Here is a 17,040-nt window from a genome sequence, read left to right on the forward strand (position 1 = left end):
GCAGAAAACAGGATTTTTGCACAGGAATCCTTTTTTCTGTATGCCAAATGGAAAGGAGACAACATGAAAGGAACTGTGAAACTAAAAAAACGTCTGGAGGCTTTAGGCTTAGCCTTACTGTTTATGCTGCAGTCTGTACTGGGCTTTTTACCTGGAATGATTTTCAGTGCGGCCGGAGCGGTAAAGTCCATCGAGGTCTGGGACTCTGATCAGCTTATTGACTATGGTTACCGTTTCAATATGAAGTTTCAGCCAGGGGTAACTACCTATGAGTCTTTTGGCTGCGATAATCTGGACAGTGCTGCATTTTCAGATCACGGAAGAAGTACAAGAGATACAGAAAGTGTGAGGATAACAGAGGATTACAAATCCGGAAGTGCAGGAATGCGCTATAACAATGTGGGCAGAGATGCAGGGGGAAATATTGTGGATGTGCGTCTGACCCTGGTGGGGGTAGAAAATGCCGAGAGACGCTATGACCTGAGAACCCCTGTCTCCAAAAAAGAAAATAATGGTGGACTTACCTTTGGCTGGGAGAATAATGAAACCTATCCAATGGTAGGCTTTGCTAAAAACAATATTGGGGTTTTTATCTATTCACTGGGTTCTGCAAAAATTAATTTTCAGTTTCTGAAGCATGGGACAGATGAGGCTCTGACGATCAGTGGACATGGTACGATCCGTGATATTGATGCGGCGCAGGGAGTATCTATACCCTCAGACAATGGACTGGATCATGCATATGTATTAAAAAATAATGAGTTTTTGAAAGTAAACGGCACCTATGTAGGATCTCAGAATGTGGCTATTGAGCCGGAGGATGAGAATGGCTGGCTGAATATGTTTTTCCAGACAGATAATTTTAATCTGGTGTTTTCTCATCAGGAAAAACTGGATATGTGGGATGCAAGCAGGGAAAAAAGTATTGCAAAGGCCGGCTCTCAGGAGAAGTGGGCAAGTAATGCCAGAAAAGCATATGCAGATGAGTCCGGAAAAAGCTACTGTGAAACTTTTGAAGGACAGAAGGTGGTTAAGGGCTTTGCATATTTTGATTTTACTTCCTATTGCTTCAGTGGTATAGAAATGAAAAAAGCACCGGAAAAAAGAGTAGGCGAAGTGGGCTGCACATGGGATCAGGCAACGGCTGCACCAAAGGAACAGCCATTTGTCATGAAAACAGAAAAAGAATTTCAGTATATGATCCAGGCGGAGACTACTCCTAACAGATTAAAATCATTTGTGATTAGTGATGCACTGGAAAACTGTCTGACAATGGATGATGCCTCTAAGGTTTCGGTAATAAATAGTCTGGGACAGGATGTGACAGAACAGTTTGATGTGGCTGTGGAAGGACAGACTGTAATCTGCAGTGCAAAGGCGGACAGCCTTAAAGAAGAAGCTTTTACAGATAATCAGACATATACTTTTATTCTGAAAGTACACAGGAAGCCAGAAGGACAATTTGATATTTCTAAATATCTGGCAGAGGATGGATACACCCTTCTGGTTCCCAATCAGGCTTCCATGAGTTATGAGAGAGTTAATGGAGGCGGAGATACGAAGAAAACAGAAATCGTATGGGTGAAGGGGATCATTCCGCCTGAGCTTGAGGTAAAGAAAAACGTTTCCGCTTATGAGTGGAAGGTAGGGGATATGATAGATTATTCTGTGACGGTTACGCAGACAAAGCCGGATGTCCAGGCTGTAGGAGTAAGTGTGACAGATGAGATTCCCTCCTGCCTTTGCCTGACAGAGGGACAGTATGCAGCACAGACCAGTCCGGGAGCAGATCCCTGCACTCTTACCAGGCAGGGGGAAAATGGATGGAAAGTAACCTGCCCTACTTTGAAGTATGGAGAAACCATAACAGTCAGCTTTAAATGCCAGGCAGCGGAAGCTTCCAATGGTCAGGAATGGGAAAATATAGTAACTGCTACAGCGGATAATCTTGTAGACCCGGAGACAGGGGAACAGAAAGACCGAAAAGATATGGCCGAAGTATGGCCTAACAGCCCTCAGCTGGAGATTGACAAAACAGCAGATAAATATGAATGGCAGGTAGGGGATGGAGTTACTTATAGAATTGTAGTGAATAATTCTGTGCCCGGAACAATTGCAAAGGATGTCAGTGTGACAGATATCGGACTTCCTCAGGGGCTTGTGCTGTCAGGGGGAACCCAGAGTGTGGAAGTGCTGAATGTACAGTCTCAGGTAAATTACCCGGTTCCTGATAAAAAAACAGGGCAGGCTTATGAAAGCCGGACGGTAGAATCACATATGGAAGCAGATGAAAGCGGCTTTGCTTTTTATTGCTCTTATCTGCCTTACAGTCAGCCGGTCACGCTTGTATTTCACTGTATAGCTACAGAGTCTGCCAATGGCCATGAAAGTGTAAATGTGGCAAATGTAAAAGCTTCCAATGCAAATGAAAAATCTGATGATGCAGAAGTATATGTAAATACGGGAAGTCTCTGGATTGAAAAGACAGCCGATCATTATGAGTGGAAGACAGGAGAGCAGGTTGAGTATAAGGTTGTTGTTGAGAATAAAAATCAGGGAACGATTGCCAGAAATGTGACAGTCTGGGATACAGAGATGCCGGCAGGCCTGGTTCTGGATTCTATGGAAAATGTATCTGTTAATGGAATTCCTCAGAATATTACGCAGCCTGTTGCCGGAACAGAAGATACTCCGGGACAGCTGAATCCGGAATTTTATAATGAAACCGGTGAGAAAACGGTAGGATATGAGTTTCTTCCGGAAGGAAATGGATGGAGACTGAATCTTTCAGACTTGCCTGCAGGAGTACCTGTGACGGTTGCTTTTCTCTGCACAGCCACTGAGGATGCAAATGGAGTGGAAAGTATTAACCTGGCTAATGTGCAGGCAGAGAATGCACCGAAGACCACTGATGATGCGGAAGTATATGTAAATACAGCAATCCTGTCTATTGATAAAGGTTTTCAGAATCCATATCTGGCAGCAGAAGATGGCCGCGTGGAAAATGAATTCCGGGTAGGAGAGCAGGTAAATTATCAGGTAACGGTTACCAATCAGCAAAAAGGGTCTATTGCAAGAAATCTGGTGATCAGTGATCTTTCTCTTCCTGAAGGACTTGCGCTGGACGGTGATGAAGGAGCAGTTACAGTTAGTGGTGTTCCTACAGTGATCCAGAATCCGGTTGCCGGAACGGATGATATGGGGAATGCGTTGAATCCAGAGAATTACGGTGAAACCGTAGAAAAACAAGTCAGCTGCCAGGTGATTCGTCAGGGGACAGGATGGATCGTTACTATTTCTGATCTGCCCTATCAGATGCCGGTAACTGTCAACTTCCGTTGTACAGCCCAGAGTACTGTAAATGGTATGGAAATTGTAAATACAGCCAAGGCATATGCAGATAATGCAGCGGAAGTGAAGGACACCTCTAAGATATGGGTAAATTCTCCGGCTCTCAGGGCTGTAAAGACGGCAGATAAGACTTTTTATAAATATGGAGATATTGTTACCTGGCGTATTGATCTTACTCAGGAGCAGACAGGCTGTGTTGCCAGAGAGCTGGTGGTTCAGGATGTGACAGATACTCCGGGAGTTCGGCTTCAGAAGGATTCTATTGTACTTCTGGATGAAAAGGGAACTAAGGTTGAGGCGCAGATTCAGGCAAATGATGACAATACCTTTGTGATCAATACAGGCAGAAACCTGATCAAAGATGTGGGATATCTGATCTGTGATAATGACAGAGGTGGTATTTCAGAGCAGGTAATGCCTAATCCGCTGGAGTGCAGGGAACAGAAATGTATGGCTGTAGAATATCAGACCGCAATTATTGATCCGGCTCTGGCAGGAAAGAAAATCCATAATACAGCAGTGGTAAATAGTAGAGAAAATATTCCGGTGAATACAGAGGCAGAAACAGAGGTACATAGTCCGGTCCTGGAGATTACAAAGACCTCAGATAAAAAAGAGTATATGTCAGGAGAAACAGGCTACTATACCTTGAAGGTACGTCAGCTCCGTGAGGATGTAACGGATGAAAATATAGTGATCACGGATACTTTTCAGACAGAGGGAGCAAAGATAAAGAAAGAGTCTGTTCTGGTAAAGAAAAACGGAACTGTTTTGAAGGATGCAAAAACAGAAATTTCAGAGGCAGGCTTTGTGATCCATACAGGAACCGGATTAGGAGATTCAGACAAATTGGAAATTTATTATGAGGCAGTGTTTGAAACAGCAGCGAAAGATAAACAGACGATCGTAAATCATGCCACAGCCAGAGGAGATCTTTCTACAGAAGTACAGGCTGATCATGAGGTTTATGTGAAACCTGTGCTAAAACCAAGTCCTACGCCAACTCCGACTCCGAAACCATCGAAAACTCCAGAACCTACCAATACGCCTGTGCCAACGCCTACAATCATTCCAAAAGCAACCCCAACTCCACGTCCAAATGGAACTTGTCCAAAGCTGACACAGATTCCGACAAATACGCCGGTAGGAGTTATAGGCGGTGGAAATAACGGGAATTCCGGAAATGGAGGTTATGGATCCGGAGGTTATTCTTCTTACAGCAGCGGATATCAGGGTGGATATACTGCGGGAAGCTCTAAGACAGGAGAATCCAGACCTTTTAAAACGATGGCAGGTTTGAGTATTCTGGGAATTCTTTTGCTGGGAACCGGAATTCTGGTATTCAGAAGAAGCAAAACCGGAAAAAGGGAAAAGCATTTATGAAAATTCTGAAAAATCTTGCTCGAAGTATGATCTGTGTAGCTGCCGGATTGCTTTTGTACTGCGGGAGCTTTTATATAAAAAGCTATGAGCAGAACAAAGTTGCCAGGGAAAAGAATCAATATGTGGAACAGCTTGCCTATGCCGGAAGTTACGCAGAAAATGATAAAGCAGTTAAAAATCCGGATACAGAAAATAACACCGGACAAAGCAGAAAAAAATCTGACGCAGAAAAGGCGAAAAATAATATAAAGGCTGAAATCAGGGAATCCTTTGGGATTTCCTGGGAGAAGCTAAGAAAGCTCAATCCGCAGACAGTTGGCTGGATTAGGATTTCGGGAGCTGATATTTCCTATCCGGTAGTGCAGGGAGAGGACGATGAATTTTACCTGAAACATGATTTTGAGAGAAAGGAGGATTTATTTGGGAGTATTTTCCTTGGGCATCACAATGATGCAGCTTTTACAGATTCTCACAGCTTTATCTATGGTCACAACATGGAAGGTCATATGATGTTTGCTAATCTGAACCAGTATGAACAGCCTGAATTTCTGGAAAAATGTCCACAGTTTGAAATTGTGACACCAGAGAAAAAGTTGGTTTACGATATTTTTTCTGTAGAACAGGCAGGGGAGGGAGGAGCTGCCTTTGAATATGGATATGACCTGGACAGTCCGTCATATCAAAGGCAGCTGGCTGCCCTGAAGAGAAATTCTATGTATGAAACCGGTATCTGGCCGGATGCCCATAAACCGATGGTGACATTAATCACTTGTAATTCCAGGCTGGATGAGAAGGTACGTATGGCAGTTCATGGTATTTGTAGCCAAGAGATAAAATAATGGGAAAAACTAATGAAAAATCCTCCTGTATTTTGTATAATTTAAGCATAAAAAACAACTTGTTCGTATGTGCATACAAGTTGTATCCTAAATACAGGAGGGAAGAATACATGACAGATAATGGAAAGCCTAAATATTTCTCGCTTATGGAACAGCTCAGAAATGATATTGTATCAGGAGTTATCCGGCCGGGAGAAAAGCTTCCTTCAGAAAACGAACTTTCTCAGAAATATTCCCTGAGTAGGCATACAGTCCGTAAAGCACTGGGAATTCTGGAACAGGACGGATATGTGGAGGCATTTCACGGGAGAGGTACTTATTGCTCAGAAAATATGCGCCACATCAAAAAATCAAAAAATATTGCGGTAGTTACCACATATATTTCTGATTACATTTTTCCCAGACTGATACAGGGAATGGACAATGTCCTCTCAGAAAGTGGTTACAGCATTATCCTGAAAAATACGGCAAACAGCAGGCAAAAAGAAGCCAGATGTCTGGAAGAGCTTCTGAAGAAAGATATTGACGGACTGATCATTGAACCAAGTAAAAGTGAAATGATCTGTAAACACAGAAATCTTTATCAGAATCTGGACAAGTTTGATATTCCATATGTGTTTATTCAGGGAATCTATTCGGAAATGAGAGACAAACCTCATATTCTCATGGATGACGCGCAGGGAGGATATCTGGTAACAAAATATCTGCTGGATCTGGGACATAAGAAGATCAAGGGATTCTTTAAAGCTGATGATATGCAGGGACTGAAACGTCATAAAGGTTATGTAAAAGCACTGCAGGAGGCCGGGATTTCCTATGATCCGGATGATGTTATCTGGTTTCACACAGAAGACAGAAAGATTAAACCGGCACTGATGGCAAAGGAGATGGTACAGAACGGACAGCTTCCGGATGGGATTGTCTGTTATAATGACCAGATTGCTGTTCAGGTTATGGAAGAACTGGAAAAACTAGGAATCAGGATACCGGAAGATGTTTCGATCACAGGTTATGATAATTCTCTGTATGCACAGCGTGGAGGCGGAATCACAACAATTGCCCATCCCCAGGAAAAACTGGGAGAAATGGCTGCAGAACTGATCCTGGAAAAGATCAACGGAGTTTCTGAAGCAGAGAGCAAGGTTGAAAGACTGATCCACCCGGAACTGATCATACGGGGATCGTGCAGAAAGGCTGAATAAAAACGCCGGATATTAACAGTAAACACACAGATTGAAGATGCTGTGGAAAGCAGCAGAAGATCTGAAAATATAAAAAATCCAGGAGGAATTTTATCATGAAAACAGGAAGAAACTATAAGTTCTGGTTTTGTACAGGTTCACAGGATCTTTACGGAGATGAATGCTTAAGAAAAGTTGCCGAGCATTCCAGAATTATCGTTGAAGAATTAAACAAAAGCGGTGTTCTTCCATTTGAACTTGTATGGAAACCAACACTGATTACAAATGAACTGATCCGTAAAACATTTAATGAAGCAAATGCAGATGAGGACTGTGCAGGTGTTATCACATGGATGCATACCTTCTCACCGGCAAAATCATGGATCCTTGGCCTGAAAGAATACAGAAAACCACTCTGTCATCTTCACACGCAGTTTAATGAAGAAATTCCTTATGATACCATTGATATGGACTTTATGAATGAAAATCAGTCTGCACATGGCGGTCGTGAATATGGTCATATTGTTTCAAGAATGGGAATCGAAAGAAAAGTTATCGTTGGCCACTGGGCAGATAAAGATGTACAGGAAAGACTTGCTTCCTGGATGCGTACAGCTGTTGGCATTATGGAAAGCAGCCATATCCGTGTATGCCGTGTGGCAGATAACATGAGAAACGTAGCTGTTACAGAAGGTGATAAAGTAGAAGCACAGATCAAATTCGGATGGGAAGTAGATGCTTATCCTGTAAATGAGATCGCTGACTATGTAAAAGATGTAGCTAAGGGTGATGTTGATGCGTTAGTAGATGAATACTACAGTAAATATGATATCATTCTTGAGGGAAGGGATCCGGAAGAATTCAGACGTCATGTAGCAGTTCAGGCTCAGATTGAAATCGGATTTGAGAAATTCCTGGAAGAGAAAAATTATCAGGCCATTGTTACACACTTTGGAGATTTGGGCGCTCTTAAACAGCTTCCTGGACTTGCAATCCAGAGACTTATGGAAAAAGGTTATGGATTCGGTGCAGAAGGTGACTGGAAGACAGCTGCAATGGTTCGTCTGATGAAGATTATGACTGCTGGTGTAAAAGATGCAAAAGGAACTTCTATGATGGAAGACTACACCTATAACTTTGTACCTGGAAAAGAAGGAATCCTTCAGTCTCATATGCTTGAGGTTTGCCCGTCTGTTGCAGATGGCAAGATTGGCATTAAGGTATGCCCGCTTTCCATGGGTGACAGAGAAGATCCTGCAAGACTTGTATTCACAAGCAAAACCGGTCCGGCTATCGCAACATCTCTGATTGACCTTGGAGATCGTTTCCGTCTGATCATCAATGATGTAGACTGCAAGAAGGTTGAGAAACCAATGCCGAAGCTTCCTGTAGGAAGTGCGTTCTGGACACCACAGCCAAACCTTAAGACAGGTGCAGAAGCATGGATCCTTGCAGGTGGAGCTCATCATACAGCATTCTCCTATGACCTGACAGCAGAGCAGATGGGAGACTGGGCAGCTGCTATGGGTATTGAAGCTGTTTACATTGATAAAGATACCAATATCCGTGATTTCAAAAATGAACTGAGATGGAATGAACTTGCATTCAGAAAATAATTTTTTTGCAATTAAAATGTAAAAAATTATGGCAAAACAATAAAAGAAATGCGATAATAATATGGGTGTACAATATATATGATTACAGATTGTCGAGTGATCTGTAATCATAAATGACAGAGAAACAGGGAGGTACATAAAAATGGGAGCAGCAGAAGCAAAAGCAGCGATTCTCGCTAACAAAACAGCACTTGGTATTGAATTTGGTTCTACCAGGATCAAAGCAGTACTTGTAGATGATAAAAATCAGCCGATCGCATCCGGCGGTCATGAATGGGAAAATCGTTATGAAAACGGTGTCTGGACATATAGCCTTGATGATATCTGGACAGGTATCCAGGATTGTTATCAGGATATGGCAAAGGATGTAAAAGCAAAATATGACGTAGAACTGGAATCTGTAGGTGCATTTGGTGTCAGCGCCATGATGCATGGATATATGCCTTTCAATAAAGAGGGAGAACTTCTTGTACCATTCCGTACATGGAGAAACAATATTACAGGGGAAGCCAGCGAGAAACTGATGGAACTGTTCAACTACAACATCCCTCAGAGATGGAGTATCGCACATCTGTATCAGGCAATCCTTAACGGTGAAGAACATGTGAAAGATATTGACTATATTACAACTCTGGAAGCTTATGTTCACTGGAAACTGACAGGAAAGAAAGTTCTGGGTATCGGCGATGCAGCAGGTATGTTCCCCATTGATACCACAAAGGCTGATTACAATCAGGAGATGGTTGATAAATTTGATGAACTGGTAGCCCCTTATGGATTTTCATGGAAGCTTCGCGATATTATGCCGAAAGCACTTGTTGCAGGTGAAGATGCCGGTGTTCTGACAGAAGAAGGTGCAAAACTTCTTGACGTAACAGGAAAACTGAAAGCCGGAATCCCGATGTGTCCTCCGGAAGGTGATGCAGGAACAGGTATGGTTGCCACAAACAGTGTAGCAGTCCGTACAGGTAATGTTTCAGCAGGAACTTCTGTATTTGCCATGATTGTTCTGGAAAAAGAACTCTCCAGACCTTATAAAGAAATTGATATGGTTACCACTCCGTCCGGACACCTGGTAGCTATGGCACATTCCAACAACTGTACTTCTGACCTGAATGCATGGGTAAATGTGTTCAAAGAATTTGCAGAAGCTATGGGCATGGAAGTAGATATGAACAAACTGTTCGGAACCCTTTATAATAAAGCACTGGAAGGAGATCCAGACTGTGGAGGACTTCTGTCCTACTGCTATTTCTCAGGTGAGCATATGACAGGCTTTGAAGAGGGACGCCCCTTATTTGTACGTTCTCCTGAAAGCAAATTTAACCTTGCAAACTTTATGAGAAATAATCTGTATACATGCCTTGGTGCCATGAGAGTAGGCCTGAACCTTCTGTTTGAGAAAGAAAACGTAAAGGTAGACCGTCTCCTTGGTCATGGCGGATTATTTAAGACAAAAGGCGTTGGACAGCAGATTCTGGCAGACGCTGTAAATGCACCGGTATCTGTAATGTCTACAGCAGGTGAAGGTGGAGCCTGGGGAATTGCCCTTCTTGCATCCTATCTTGTAAATAAAGAAGAAGGTGAAACTCTGGAAGCATTCCTTGATAATAAGGTATTTGCAGACCAGGAAAGCAGTACTCTGGATCCGAAACCAGAAGGTGTAGCAGGATTTAATTCCTTTATGGAAAGATATATGAAGGGACTTGCGATTGAAAAAGCAGCAGTGGATTCCAAAATCTGGTAAATGATAAAATAATAAAACAAAAAACGTTTTGTACGTGAAATGAGTACCGACCTCCGGAAATCAGATCTGAAAATCTAATGACCGGAAGGCCGGTACTTTTTATGATTGTTCGAAAATATAGAGCTTCTTTTGCGAATATTTATGAAACTAAGAAAAAAATTATTCTTATTGTGCTGCGTAATAGGTAAGTGATATAATAATACAAGTTTATATCACAGAAAAAAGCTGGTGTTCGTGAGAGGCTGGGAATAATGATCGAGTGGAAACAAATAACAATGCAGGAAGCAGAGAATAAAATGGAAGTGCTCCGGGAGATTTTTGATATAGTCCGTCTTCTGAAGGGCAGTGATCTTCAGGCTGCCGGAATGGAAAGTAAGCTTCCAGGAAAAAAATATCTTTGTCAGTGTTATGCTTTCTGGAATAAAAATAAAAGATGTGATAATTGTATTTCTCTTAAAGCACTGGATGAAAAGAAACAGACATCCAAGATTGAATTTCTTGATTCCGACATGTACCAGGTGTTTGCAAAGTATTTGGAAATAGATGGTGAGCCTTATGTAATGGAAATGTTGAAAAAGCTGGATGAGAATACACTGACTGATAAAGAAGGGTACGAAAAGCTGGCAGGAAAACTGACTGTATATAGTGAAAAGCTGTATAAGGATGTGCTGACCGGGGCATATAATCGCAGATATTTTGAGGAAAAAGTCAAGGATATGTCTGTGAATGCCGGAATTGCGGTTATTGATCTGGATGATTTCAAATTATGCAATGACACTTATGGTCATGATGGAGGAGATCTGGTACTGACAACCGTAGTGAAGGTGATTCGGCATTATATCCGCCGCACGGATATTCTGGTGCGTTATGGAGGAGATGAATTTTTGTTGATCCTGCCTGGAATTGAGAAGGAGGTTTTTTCTCAGAAGCTTCGCATGATCCAGGAGAAGATTCATGAGACGCATATCCCCGGCTTTAATCGTCTGATCCTTTCAGTGAGCATTGGTGGAGCTATGTTTACCCACGGCAGGATGGAGGAAGCAATCACCAAAGCAGACAGACTTATGTATATGGCCAAGGGGCATAAAAATACAGTAGTGACCCGTTGGGATCTGAAGCAAAATACAGATGAGATGGAAAAAAGAAATCTGCCTCAGCTTCTGGTCGTTGATGATTCTGAAATGAACCGCGAGATACTCAAGGAAATTCTGGGAAAAGAATACCGGATCCTGGAAGCCTGTGATGGAAATGAGGCCCTGGAGATGCTGGAGCAGTATGGAACTGAAATCTCATTGGTTCTGCTGGACATTATTATGCCCAAAATGGATGGATTTGAAGTACTTGCCTATATGAACAGAGATAAATGGATCGAGGATATACCGGTGATTATGATTTCCAGTGAAGGATCGGAGAGCTATATCCGTCGTGCCTATGAACTGGGGGCTTCAGATTACATAAGCAGACCATTTGATACCAAGGTGGTATATCAGCGGGTTATCAATATGATCAAGCTTTATGCCAAGCAAAGGCGTCTGATCCATCTGGTAACAGATCAGATTTATGAAAAAGAGAAAAATAACCGTATGATGACCGGGATTCTCAGCCAGATTGTAGAGTTTCGAAATGGTGAAAGCGGGCTTCATGTGCTTCATATCAATATTCTGACTCAGCTTTTGCTGGAGAAACTGATGCGGAAATCAGAGAATTATAATCTTTCCTGGTCTCAGCAGTATATGATTGCCACAGCTTCTGCGCTTCATGATATCGGTAAGATCGGAATTGATGAAAAAATTCTGAATAAATCCGGAAAGCTTACAAAGGAAGAATTTGAAATTATGAAACAGCACACGCTCATAGGTGCCCAGATGCTGGATAGTCTGGAAATGTATCATGATGAAGAGATGATGAAATATGCCTATGAAATCTGTCGCTGGCACCATGAACGTTATGATGGAAAAGGATATCCGGATGGCTTGAAAGGAGAAGAAATCCCCATATCTGCCCAGGTGGTATCACTGGCAGATGTGTATGATGCCCTGGTAAGCGACCGGGTATATAAGAAAGCATATTCTCATGAAAAGGCAATGGAGATGATCTTAAATGGAGAATGCGGAGTGTTTAATCCGATTCTTCTGGAATGTCTGGTGGAAATTCAGGATAAAGTACGCAAGGAACTGGGTATCAAAAGTGTGAATGAATGTCTGGAATATCTGGAAGAGAAAGCCTGATAAAAATCCCCCTGAAGGGTCGCGGAAAGACTTCAGGGGGATTTTTGAGCAGATTTTAGTATCTGGAGGTTTCTTCGGATTTGTAAGACTGGGAGTCCTTATGATTCATTTTATTACTGTTTTTGCTGTTATGACAGTTTGATTCGCTGTTGTTAGTGTGGTCAGAGGACTGGTTTGTTCTGCTTTCGGAACTGTATTTACTGGAAGTGCCCTCATAATTTTTGCTGTTTTTGGTTGTAGAATCGTAATTTTTTGCCATTTTAATTCCTCCTAATGTGGTTTATTAACCGGAATTGAGTATTTTTTATAAAAATCCCGGTGTTTCTGAATGACAATTGTTATTATTCCAAAAACCTCGGGGAATATTCATTAAAATATGTTGATTTTTTCAACAAGCTATATTATAATCGTACTTGTAAAAAGAATTTACCCTTCAAAAATTTTTTTTACATAACCCCTTATTTAATTATTTATACTCCCCTTGAACACCCCGGTAGCTCCCCTACCGGGGTGTTCTCTATGTAATAGGCTGGTTTCTCAATTCTGAAACTATGCATATACTATAAATAAAAAGGAGTCAGCTATGTTTCCTCTGGAAACTATTTCTGCAAAAATGCTGGATTATTATGTGGACCGGAAGGATTCACTGATCATAGATCTCAGAGATGAGAAAGAATATGCAGAAGGTCATGTAAAAGGGGCAGTGAATATACCATACGGAAAATTCGATGAATATAGAAAATTACCTGAAAAAAAGGTTCTGGTACTTTATTGTGACAGAGGTGGGGCAAGTCTTATGTTAGCCAGACAACTGGCAAAAAAAGGCTATATGACCAGGTCTGTGATCGGAGGTTTTCGGGCTTATCGGGGAAGAAATCTTGTAATTTCTTCCTGACCATGGTAATGTAATGAATTAGAAAGAAAAAGGTAACTGTGAAAGAATTAAACAGTAACAACGAAACAAAGAGGAGAAATGAAATTATGAAATATATGTTTGCATCAGATGTTCATGGATCTGCATATTACTGCAGAAAGATGCTGGATGCTTATAGAGAGGAAAAGGCAGAACGCCTGGTTTTGCTGGGCGATCTGCTTTACCATGGACCAAGAAATGATCTTCCGAAAGATTATGCACCTAAGGAAGTGATCTCTATGTTGAATGCTTTGAAAAGAGAAATCTACGCAGTTCGAGGAAATTGTGAAGCAGAGGTAGATCAGATGGTGTTGCAGTTTCCGGTGATGGCGGATTACTGTATTCTCAATCTGGATGGCAGAACTTTTTATGCTACACATGGGCATATTTATAATGAAAATAATTTGCCCCCTGTTCAGGATGGGGATATCCTGATTCATGGACACACCCATGTCCTCCGTGCTGAGCAAAAGGAAGGATATATATTGTTAAATCCGGGATCTGTGTCTATTCCTAAGGAGGGAAATCCACCTACTTATGGGATTTATGAAAACGGAGTATTTTTAATCAGAGATTTTGAAGGCAATATTGTAAAGCAAATAAATTTATAATCATACTGACAGATATATGAAAAATGAAAGGATAAAGAATGGATAAATTTGAACTGATCGCACCCTGCCATTTTGGGATGGAGGCTGTGCTGAAGCGGGAAATTCTTGATCTTGGTTATGAGATCACCAAAGTGGAAGATGGTAAGGTGACTTTTCAGGCAGATGCCCAGGGAATTGCAGATGCAAATATGTTTCTGCGTTCTACGGAGAGAATCCTGTTGAAGGTGGCGGAGGTAAAAGCGCAGACCTTTGACGAGCTGTTTGAGAAAACCAAGGCTCTGCCCTGGGAAAATTATATTCCCAGAGATGGTAAATTCTGGGTGGCAAAAGCGAATTCTGTAAAAAGTAAGCTGTTTAGTCCCTCAGATATCCAGTCTATTATGAAAAAGGCGATTGTGGAACGTCTGAAGGGGGTATATAAGGTATCCTGGTTTGAGGAGGAAGGAGCCAGTTTTCCCATCCGTGTAGCCTTTATGAAGGATGTAGCGACCATTGGTATTGATACCTCGGGCATTTCCCTTCACAAGAGAGGTTACCGGAAAATGACAGTGAAAGCGCCTATTACAGAAACGTTGGCGTCTGCTTTGATCATGCTGACACCGTGGAACAAAGACAGAATTCTGGTAGATCCTTTCTGTGGAAGCGGTACTTTTCCAATAGAGGCTGCAATGATCGCTGCAGATATTGCACCTGGTATGCATCGTTCATTTCTGGCCGAGGACTGGAAGCATCTGGTTCCAAGAAAGTGCTGGTATGATGCGCTGGAAGAGGCTCAGGACAGAGTAAATCTTAACATTGAAACAGATATTCAGGGATATGATATTGATCCGGAAGCTCTAAAGGCTGCCAGAGCTAATGCCCAAATGGCAGGAGTAGACAAGCTGATTCATTTTCAGCAGCGTCCGGTGAAAGAACTTCGACATCCGAAGCCCTATGGTTTTATTATCACGAACCCACCCTATGGTGAACGTCTGGAGGAAAAGGAAAATCTGTCCCGGCTTTATCGGGAGATCGGGGAGAGCTATCAGCGTCTGGATAAGTGGTCTATGTATCTGATCACATCTTATGATAAAGCAGAAAATGATATTGGCAGGAAGGCAGATAAAAACAGAAAGATTTATAATGGTATGTTGAAAACCTATTATTATCAGTTTCTGGGTCCACGTCCGCCGAAAAAGAAGAACTAAACATGAAAACGCAATAGATGAGGGTATCAGAAAATGAAAAAAATAATTTTTGCAACAGGAAATCAGAATAAGATGAAGGAAATCCGGGAAATTCTGGCAGATATGGATGTGGAGGTTGTTTCCATGAAAGAAGCGGGAATCCATGCAGATATTGTAGAAGATGGAAATTCCTTTGAAGAAAATGCAGAGATCAAAGCGAAAACAATCTGTGAAATGACAGGTGAGATTACGCTGGCAGACGATTCAGGCCTGGAAATTGATTATTTGAATAAGGAACCGGGAATCTATTCTGCCCGTTATATGGGAGAAGATACTTCCTACCGTATCAAAAATGGAAATCTGATCCAGCGTCTGGAAGGAGTACCGGACGAAAAGCGTACTGCAAGATTTGTCTGTGCAGTTGCGGCAGCATTTCCGGACGGAACTGTGAAAACAGTAAGAGAGACAATGGAAGGCCGTATCGGGTACGAAGAAAAGGGAGAGAATGGTTTTGGATATGATCCTATATTTTATCTGCCGGAATATGGATGTACCTCTGCAGAACTTTCTATGGAGGAAAAAAATAAGATCAGTCACAGGGGGAAAGCCCTTCGTGCGATCAGGGACGTATTAAAATAAGACATTCACAAAATAAAGGAAGATGCAGATGAAAATATTGATCGTCAGTGATACTCATGGAAGGGACGAGAACCTGGAAAAAGCTGTATACAGGGAGGAACCCTTTGATTACCTGATTCATTGTGGAGATGTGGAAGGCCGCGAGATTTTTATTGAAGCTCTTGTGGACTGCCCCTGCTGTATTGTATCAGGAAATAATGATTTCTTTTCGGACCTTCCAAGGGAAGAAATTATTGATCTTGCAGGAAAAAAGATTCTGGTGACCCATGGACATACTTATGGGGTTTCAGGCGGAACAGATGGCATTGTAGAAGCTGCCAGAGCCAGAGGCTGTGAGGCAGTGCTGTTTGGACATACACATTATCCGGAAATTGAGATGCAGGAGGGAATCCTGGTGATTAATCCGGGCAGCCTGACCTTTCCCAGACAGAGAGGGCGTAAATTCAGTTATGCTGTGATGGAGGCAGAAGAGGGGAAGGATCTGCAGGCAGAAATCCGGTATCTGTAAAAATAGATTTATTTTGATCAAATGTAGCAAATAAATCAAACAATATATTTTGCTTAAAAAATTTATAATCAAAATAGAAAAAGAAGAAAATATAGAAAAAATATAGAAAAAAAGGCGGGATTGGGATTAACCGGGAAAGTCTGCAAACCCTTGATTTTACTGGGTTTTCATCCTGCCTTATACCTTTGAAAATTTAATTTTTAAAAAAAATTGTAAAAATTGAAAAAAAGGTGTTGACATTTGACACTGATTAACATATAATATGTCTTGCGTCGGACAACGAAGCAAAAATAAATAAAGAAACAGCGGGGTGTGGCTCAGTTTGGCTAGAGCGCCTGGTTTGGGACCAGGAGGCCGCAGGTTCGAATCCTGTCACCCCGACTGCTGTAAACAACAACATTACCGTTTCAGCGAAATGCGGGTGTAGTTCAATGGTAGAACACTAGCCTTCCAAGCTAGATACGTGGGTTCGATTCCCATCACCCGCTTCTCTGTATGTAACAGGGAGATGTGTCTGTAGCTCAGCTGGATAGAGCAACGGCCTTCTAAGCCGTGGGTCGGGGGTTCGAATCCCTTCAGGCACGCTGTGGTGGGTATAGCGCAGTTGGTTAGCGCGCCAGATTGTGGCTCTGGAGGCCCAGGGTTCGAATCCCTGTATCCACCCTTTGCCTTTGGGCTATCGCCAAGCGGTAAGGCACAGCACTTTGACTGCTGCATTCGCTGGTTCGAATCCAGCTAGCCCAGTCTTTTATATGGAGCATTAGCTCAGTCGGTAGAGCACTTGACTTTTAATCAAGTTGTCCGGGGTTCGAATCCCCGATGCTTCATTAAACAAGCGGAAATCTTTTATAAGGTTTC

General features: G+C 42.1%; 12 protein-coding genes and 6 tRNA genes. 17 read left to right on the plus strand and 1 reads right to left on the minus strand.

All coding sequences use genetic code 11. The features are described 5' to 3' along the window. The first annotated feature begins 63 nt into the window (after positions 1-63). The 6 genes from ACTNC6_RS08905 to ACTNC6_RS08930 all read left to right on the plus strand — a co-directional run bounded on the left by ACTNC6_RS08905 (position 64) and on the right by ACTNC6_RS08930 (position 12,345). A complete protein-coding gene (locus ACTNC6_RS08905; RefSeq protein WP_441043906.1) occupies positions 64-4,734 on the plus strand; it encodes an isopeptide-forming domain-containing fimbrial protein in 4,671 nt (1,556 codons plus the stop codon). Next, positions 4,731-5,573 carry a class B sortase gene (srtB, locus tag ACTNC6_RS08910; protein WP_441043907.1) on the plus strand — a complete coding sequence of 281 codons (843 nt, stop codon included), beginning with the start codon at positions 4,731-4,733 and terminating at the stop codon, positions 5,571-5,573. The genes ACTNC6_RS08905 and srtB overlap by 4 nt, the downstream gene beginning before the upstream one ends. Before the next feature lie 110 nt (positions 5,574-5,683). Then, positions 5,684-6,775: a GntR family transcriptional regulator gene (locus ACTNC6_RS08915; RefSeq protein WP_173743653.1), complete on the plus strand. Its 1,092-nt coding sequence runs from the start codon at positions 5,684-5,686 to the stop codon at positions 6,773-6,775. Positions 6,776-6,870: 95 nt separating this feature from the next. Continuing rightward, complete coding sequence (gene araA, locus ACTNC6_RS08920; RefSeq protein WP_173743654.1) at positions 6,871-8,370, plus strand: L-arabinose isomerase; 1,500 nt, start codon at positions 6,871-6,873, stop codon at positions 8,368-8,370. 142 nt (positions 8,371-8,512) lie between these two features. Beyond that, entirely contained in the window at positions 8,513-10,117 is a 1,605-nt protein-coding gene (locus ACTNC6_RS08925) for a xylulokinase (protein ID WP_441034146.1), read from the plus strand. Positions 10,118-10,368: 251 nt separating this feature from the next. Next, positions 10,369-12,345 (plus strand): diguanylate cyclase, encoded by a 1,977-nt coding sequence (locus tag ACTNC6_RS08930; RefSeq protein ID WP_441034144.1) that lies wholly within the window; start codon positions 10,369-10,371, stop codon positions 12,343-12,345. A gap of 55 nt (positions 12,346-12,400) precedes the next feature. Here ACTNC6_RS08930 and ACTNC6_RS08935 read toward each other — a convergent pair whose 3' ends face one another. After that, complete coding sequence (locus ACTNC6_RS08935; protein ID WP_441034142.1) at positions 12,401-12,604, minus strand: hypothetical protein; 204 nt, start codon at positions 12,602-12,604, stop codon at positions 12,401-12,403. A 324-nt stretch (positions 12,605-12,928) separates the two neighbouring features. Here ACTNC6_RS08935 and ACTNC6_RS08940 point away from each other — a divergent pair, with 324 nt between their 5' ends. The 11 genes from ACTNC6_RS08940 (at position 12,929) to ACTNC6_RS08990 (ending at position 17,009) form a co-directional block, all read left to right on the plus strand. Then, entirely contained in the window at positions 12,929-13,240 is a 312-nt protein-coding gene (locus ACTNC6_RS08940; protein WP_173743657.1) for a rhodanese-like domain-containing protein, read from the plus strand. 86 nt (positions 13,241-13,326) lie between these two features. Continuing rightward, positions 13,327-13,869 (plus strand): phosphodiesterase, encoded by a 543-nt coding sequence (yfcE, locus tag ACTNC6_RS08945; RefSeq protein WP_441034140.1) that lies wholly within the window; start codon positions 13,327-13,329, stop codon positions 13,867-13,869. A gap of 38 nt (positions 13,870-13,907) precedes the next feature. Then, a complete protein-coding gene (locus tag ACTNC6_RS08950) occupies positions 13,908-15,056 on the plus strand; it encodes a THUMP domain-containing class I SAM-dependent RNA methyltransferase (RefSeq protein WP_441043908.1) in 1,149 nt (382 codons plus the stop codon). Positions 15,057-15,089: 33 nt separating this feature from the next. Continuing rightward, the gene (locus tag ACTNC6_RS08955) at positions 15,090-15,674 is read left to right on the plus strand and encodes an XTP/dITP diphosphatase (RefSeq protein WP_019160654.1); all 585 of its coding nucleotides are present in this window, start codon (positions 15,090-15,092) and stop codon (positions 15,672-15,674) included. Positions 15,675-15,702: 28 nt separating this feature from the next. Then, the gene (locus ACTNC6_RS08960; RefSeq protein ID WP_019160655.1) at positions 15,703-16,182 is read left to right on the plus strand and encodes a metallophosphoesterase family protein; all 480 of its coding nucleotides are present in this window, start codon (positions 15,703-15,705) and stop codon (positions 16,180-16,182) included. Between the two features lie 306 nt (positions 16,183-16,488). After that, positions 16,489-16,563: transfer RNA gene (locus ACTNC6_RS08965), tRNA-Pro, on the plus strand. A 36-nt stretch (positions 16,564-16,599) separates the two neighbouring features. After that, a tRNA-Gly gene (locus ACTNC6_RS08970) sits at positions 16,600-16,670 on the plus strand. Between the two features lie 22 nt (positions 16,671-16,692). Beyond that, positions 16,693-16,766, plus strand: a tRNA-Arg gene (locus ACTNC6_RS08975). Positions 16,767-16,771: 5 nt separating this feature from the next. Next, a tRNA-His gene (locus ACTNC6_RS08980) sits at positions 16,772-16,845 on the plus strand. Positions 16,846-16,854: 9 nt separating this feature from the next. After that, a tRNA-Gln gene (locus ACTNC6_RS08985) sits at positions 16,855-16,926 on the plus strand. Between the two features lie 10 nt (positions 16,927-16,936). Then, positions 16,937-17,009 (plus strand) — tRNA-Lys (locus ACTNC6_RS08990). Positions 17,010-17,040: the final 31 nt, after the last annotated feature.

Origin of the sequence: Blautia sp. HCP3S3_C4, assembly GCF_052064095.1 — a bacterium.
Classification (GTDB): domain Bacteria; phylum Bacillota; class Clostridia; order Lachnospirales; family Lachnospiraceae; genus Blautia_A.

Excerpts from the sequence above, each read along its gene's own strand:
- ACTNC6_RS08905 (WP_441043906.1), top strand. The coding sequence starts at position 64 with ATGAAAGGAACTGTGAAACTAAAAAAACGTCTGGAGGCTTTAGGCTTA.
- ACTNC6_RS08960 (WP_019160655.1), top strand. The coding sequence starts at position 15,703 with ATGAAAATATTGATCGTCAGTGATACTCATGGAAGGGACGAGAACCTG.
- ACTNC6_RS08950 (WP_441043908.1), top strand. The coding sequence starts at position 13,908 with ATGGATAAATTTGAACTGATCGCACCCTGCCATTTTGGGATGGAGGCT.
- srtB (WP_441043907.1), top strand. The coding sequence starts at position 4,731 with ATGAAAATTCTGAAAAATCTTGCTCGAAGTATGATCTGTGTAGCTGCC.
- ACTNC6_RS08925 (WP_441034146.1), top strand. The coding sequence starts at position 8,513 with ATGGGAGCAGCAGAAGCAAAAGCAGCGATTCTCGCTAACAAAACAGCA.
- ACTNC6_RS08935 (WP_441034142.1), bottom strand. The coding sequence starts at position 12,604 with ATGGCAAAAAATTACGATTCTACAACCAAAAACAGCAAAAATTATGAG.
- yfcE (WP_441034140.1), top strand. The coding sequence starts at position 13,327 with ATGAAATATATGTTTGCATCAGATGTTCATGGATCTGCATATTACTGC.
- ACTNC6_RS08930 (WP_441034144.1), top strand. The coding sequence starts at position 10,369 with ATGATCGAGTGGAAACAAATAACAATGCAGGAAGCAGAGAATAAAATG.
- ACTNC6_RS08940 (WP_173743657.1), top strand. The coding sequence starts at position 12,929 with ATGTTTCCTCTGGAAACTATTTCTGCAAAAATGCTGGATTATTATGTG.
- araA (WP_173743654.1), top strand. The coding sequence starts at position 6,871 with ATGAAAACAGGAAGAAACTATAAGTTCTGGTTTTGTACAGGTTCACAG.
- ACTNC6_RS08915 (WP_173743653.1), top strand. The coding sequence starts at position 5,684 with ATGACAGATAATGGAAAGCCTAAATATTTCTCGCTTATGGAACAGCTC.
- ACTNC6_RS08955 (WP_019160654.1), top strand. The coding sequence starts at position 15,090 with ATGAAAAAAATAATTTTTGCAACAGGAAATCAGAATAAGATGAAGGAA.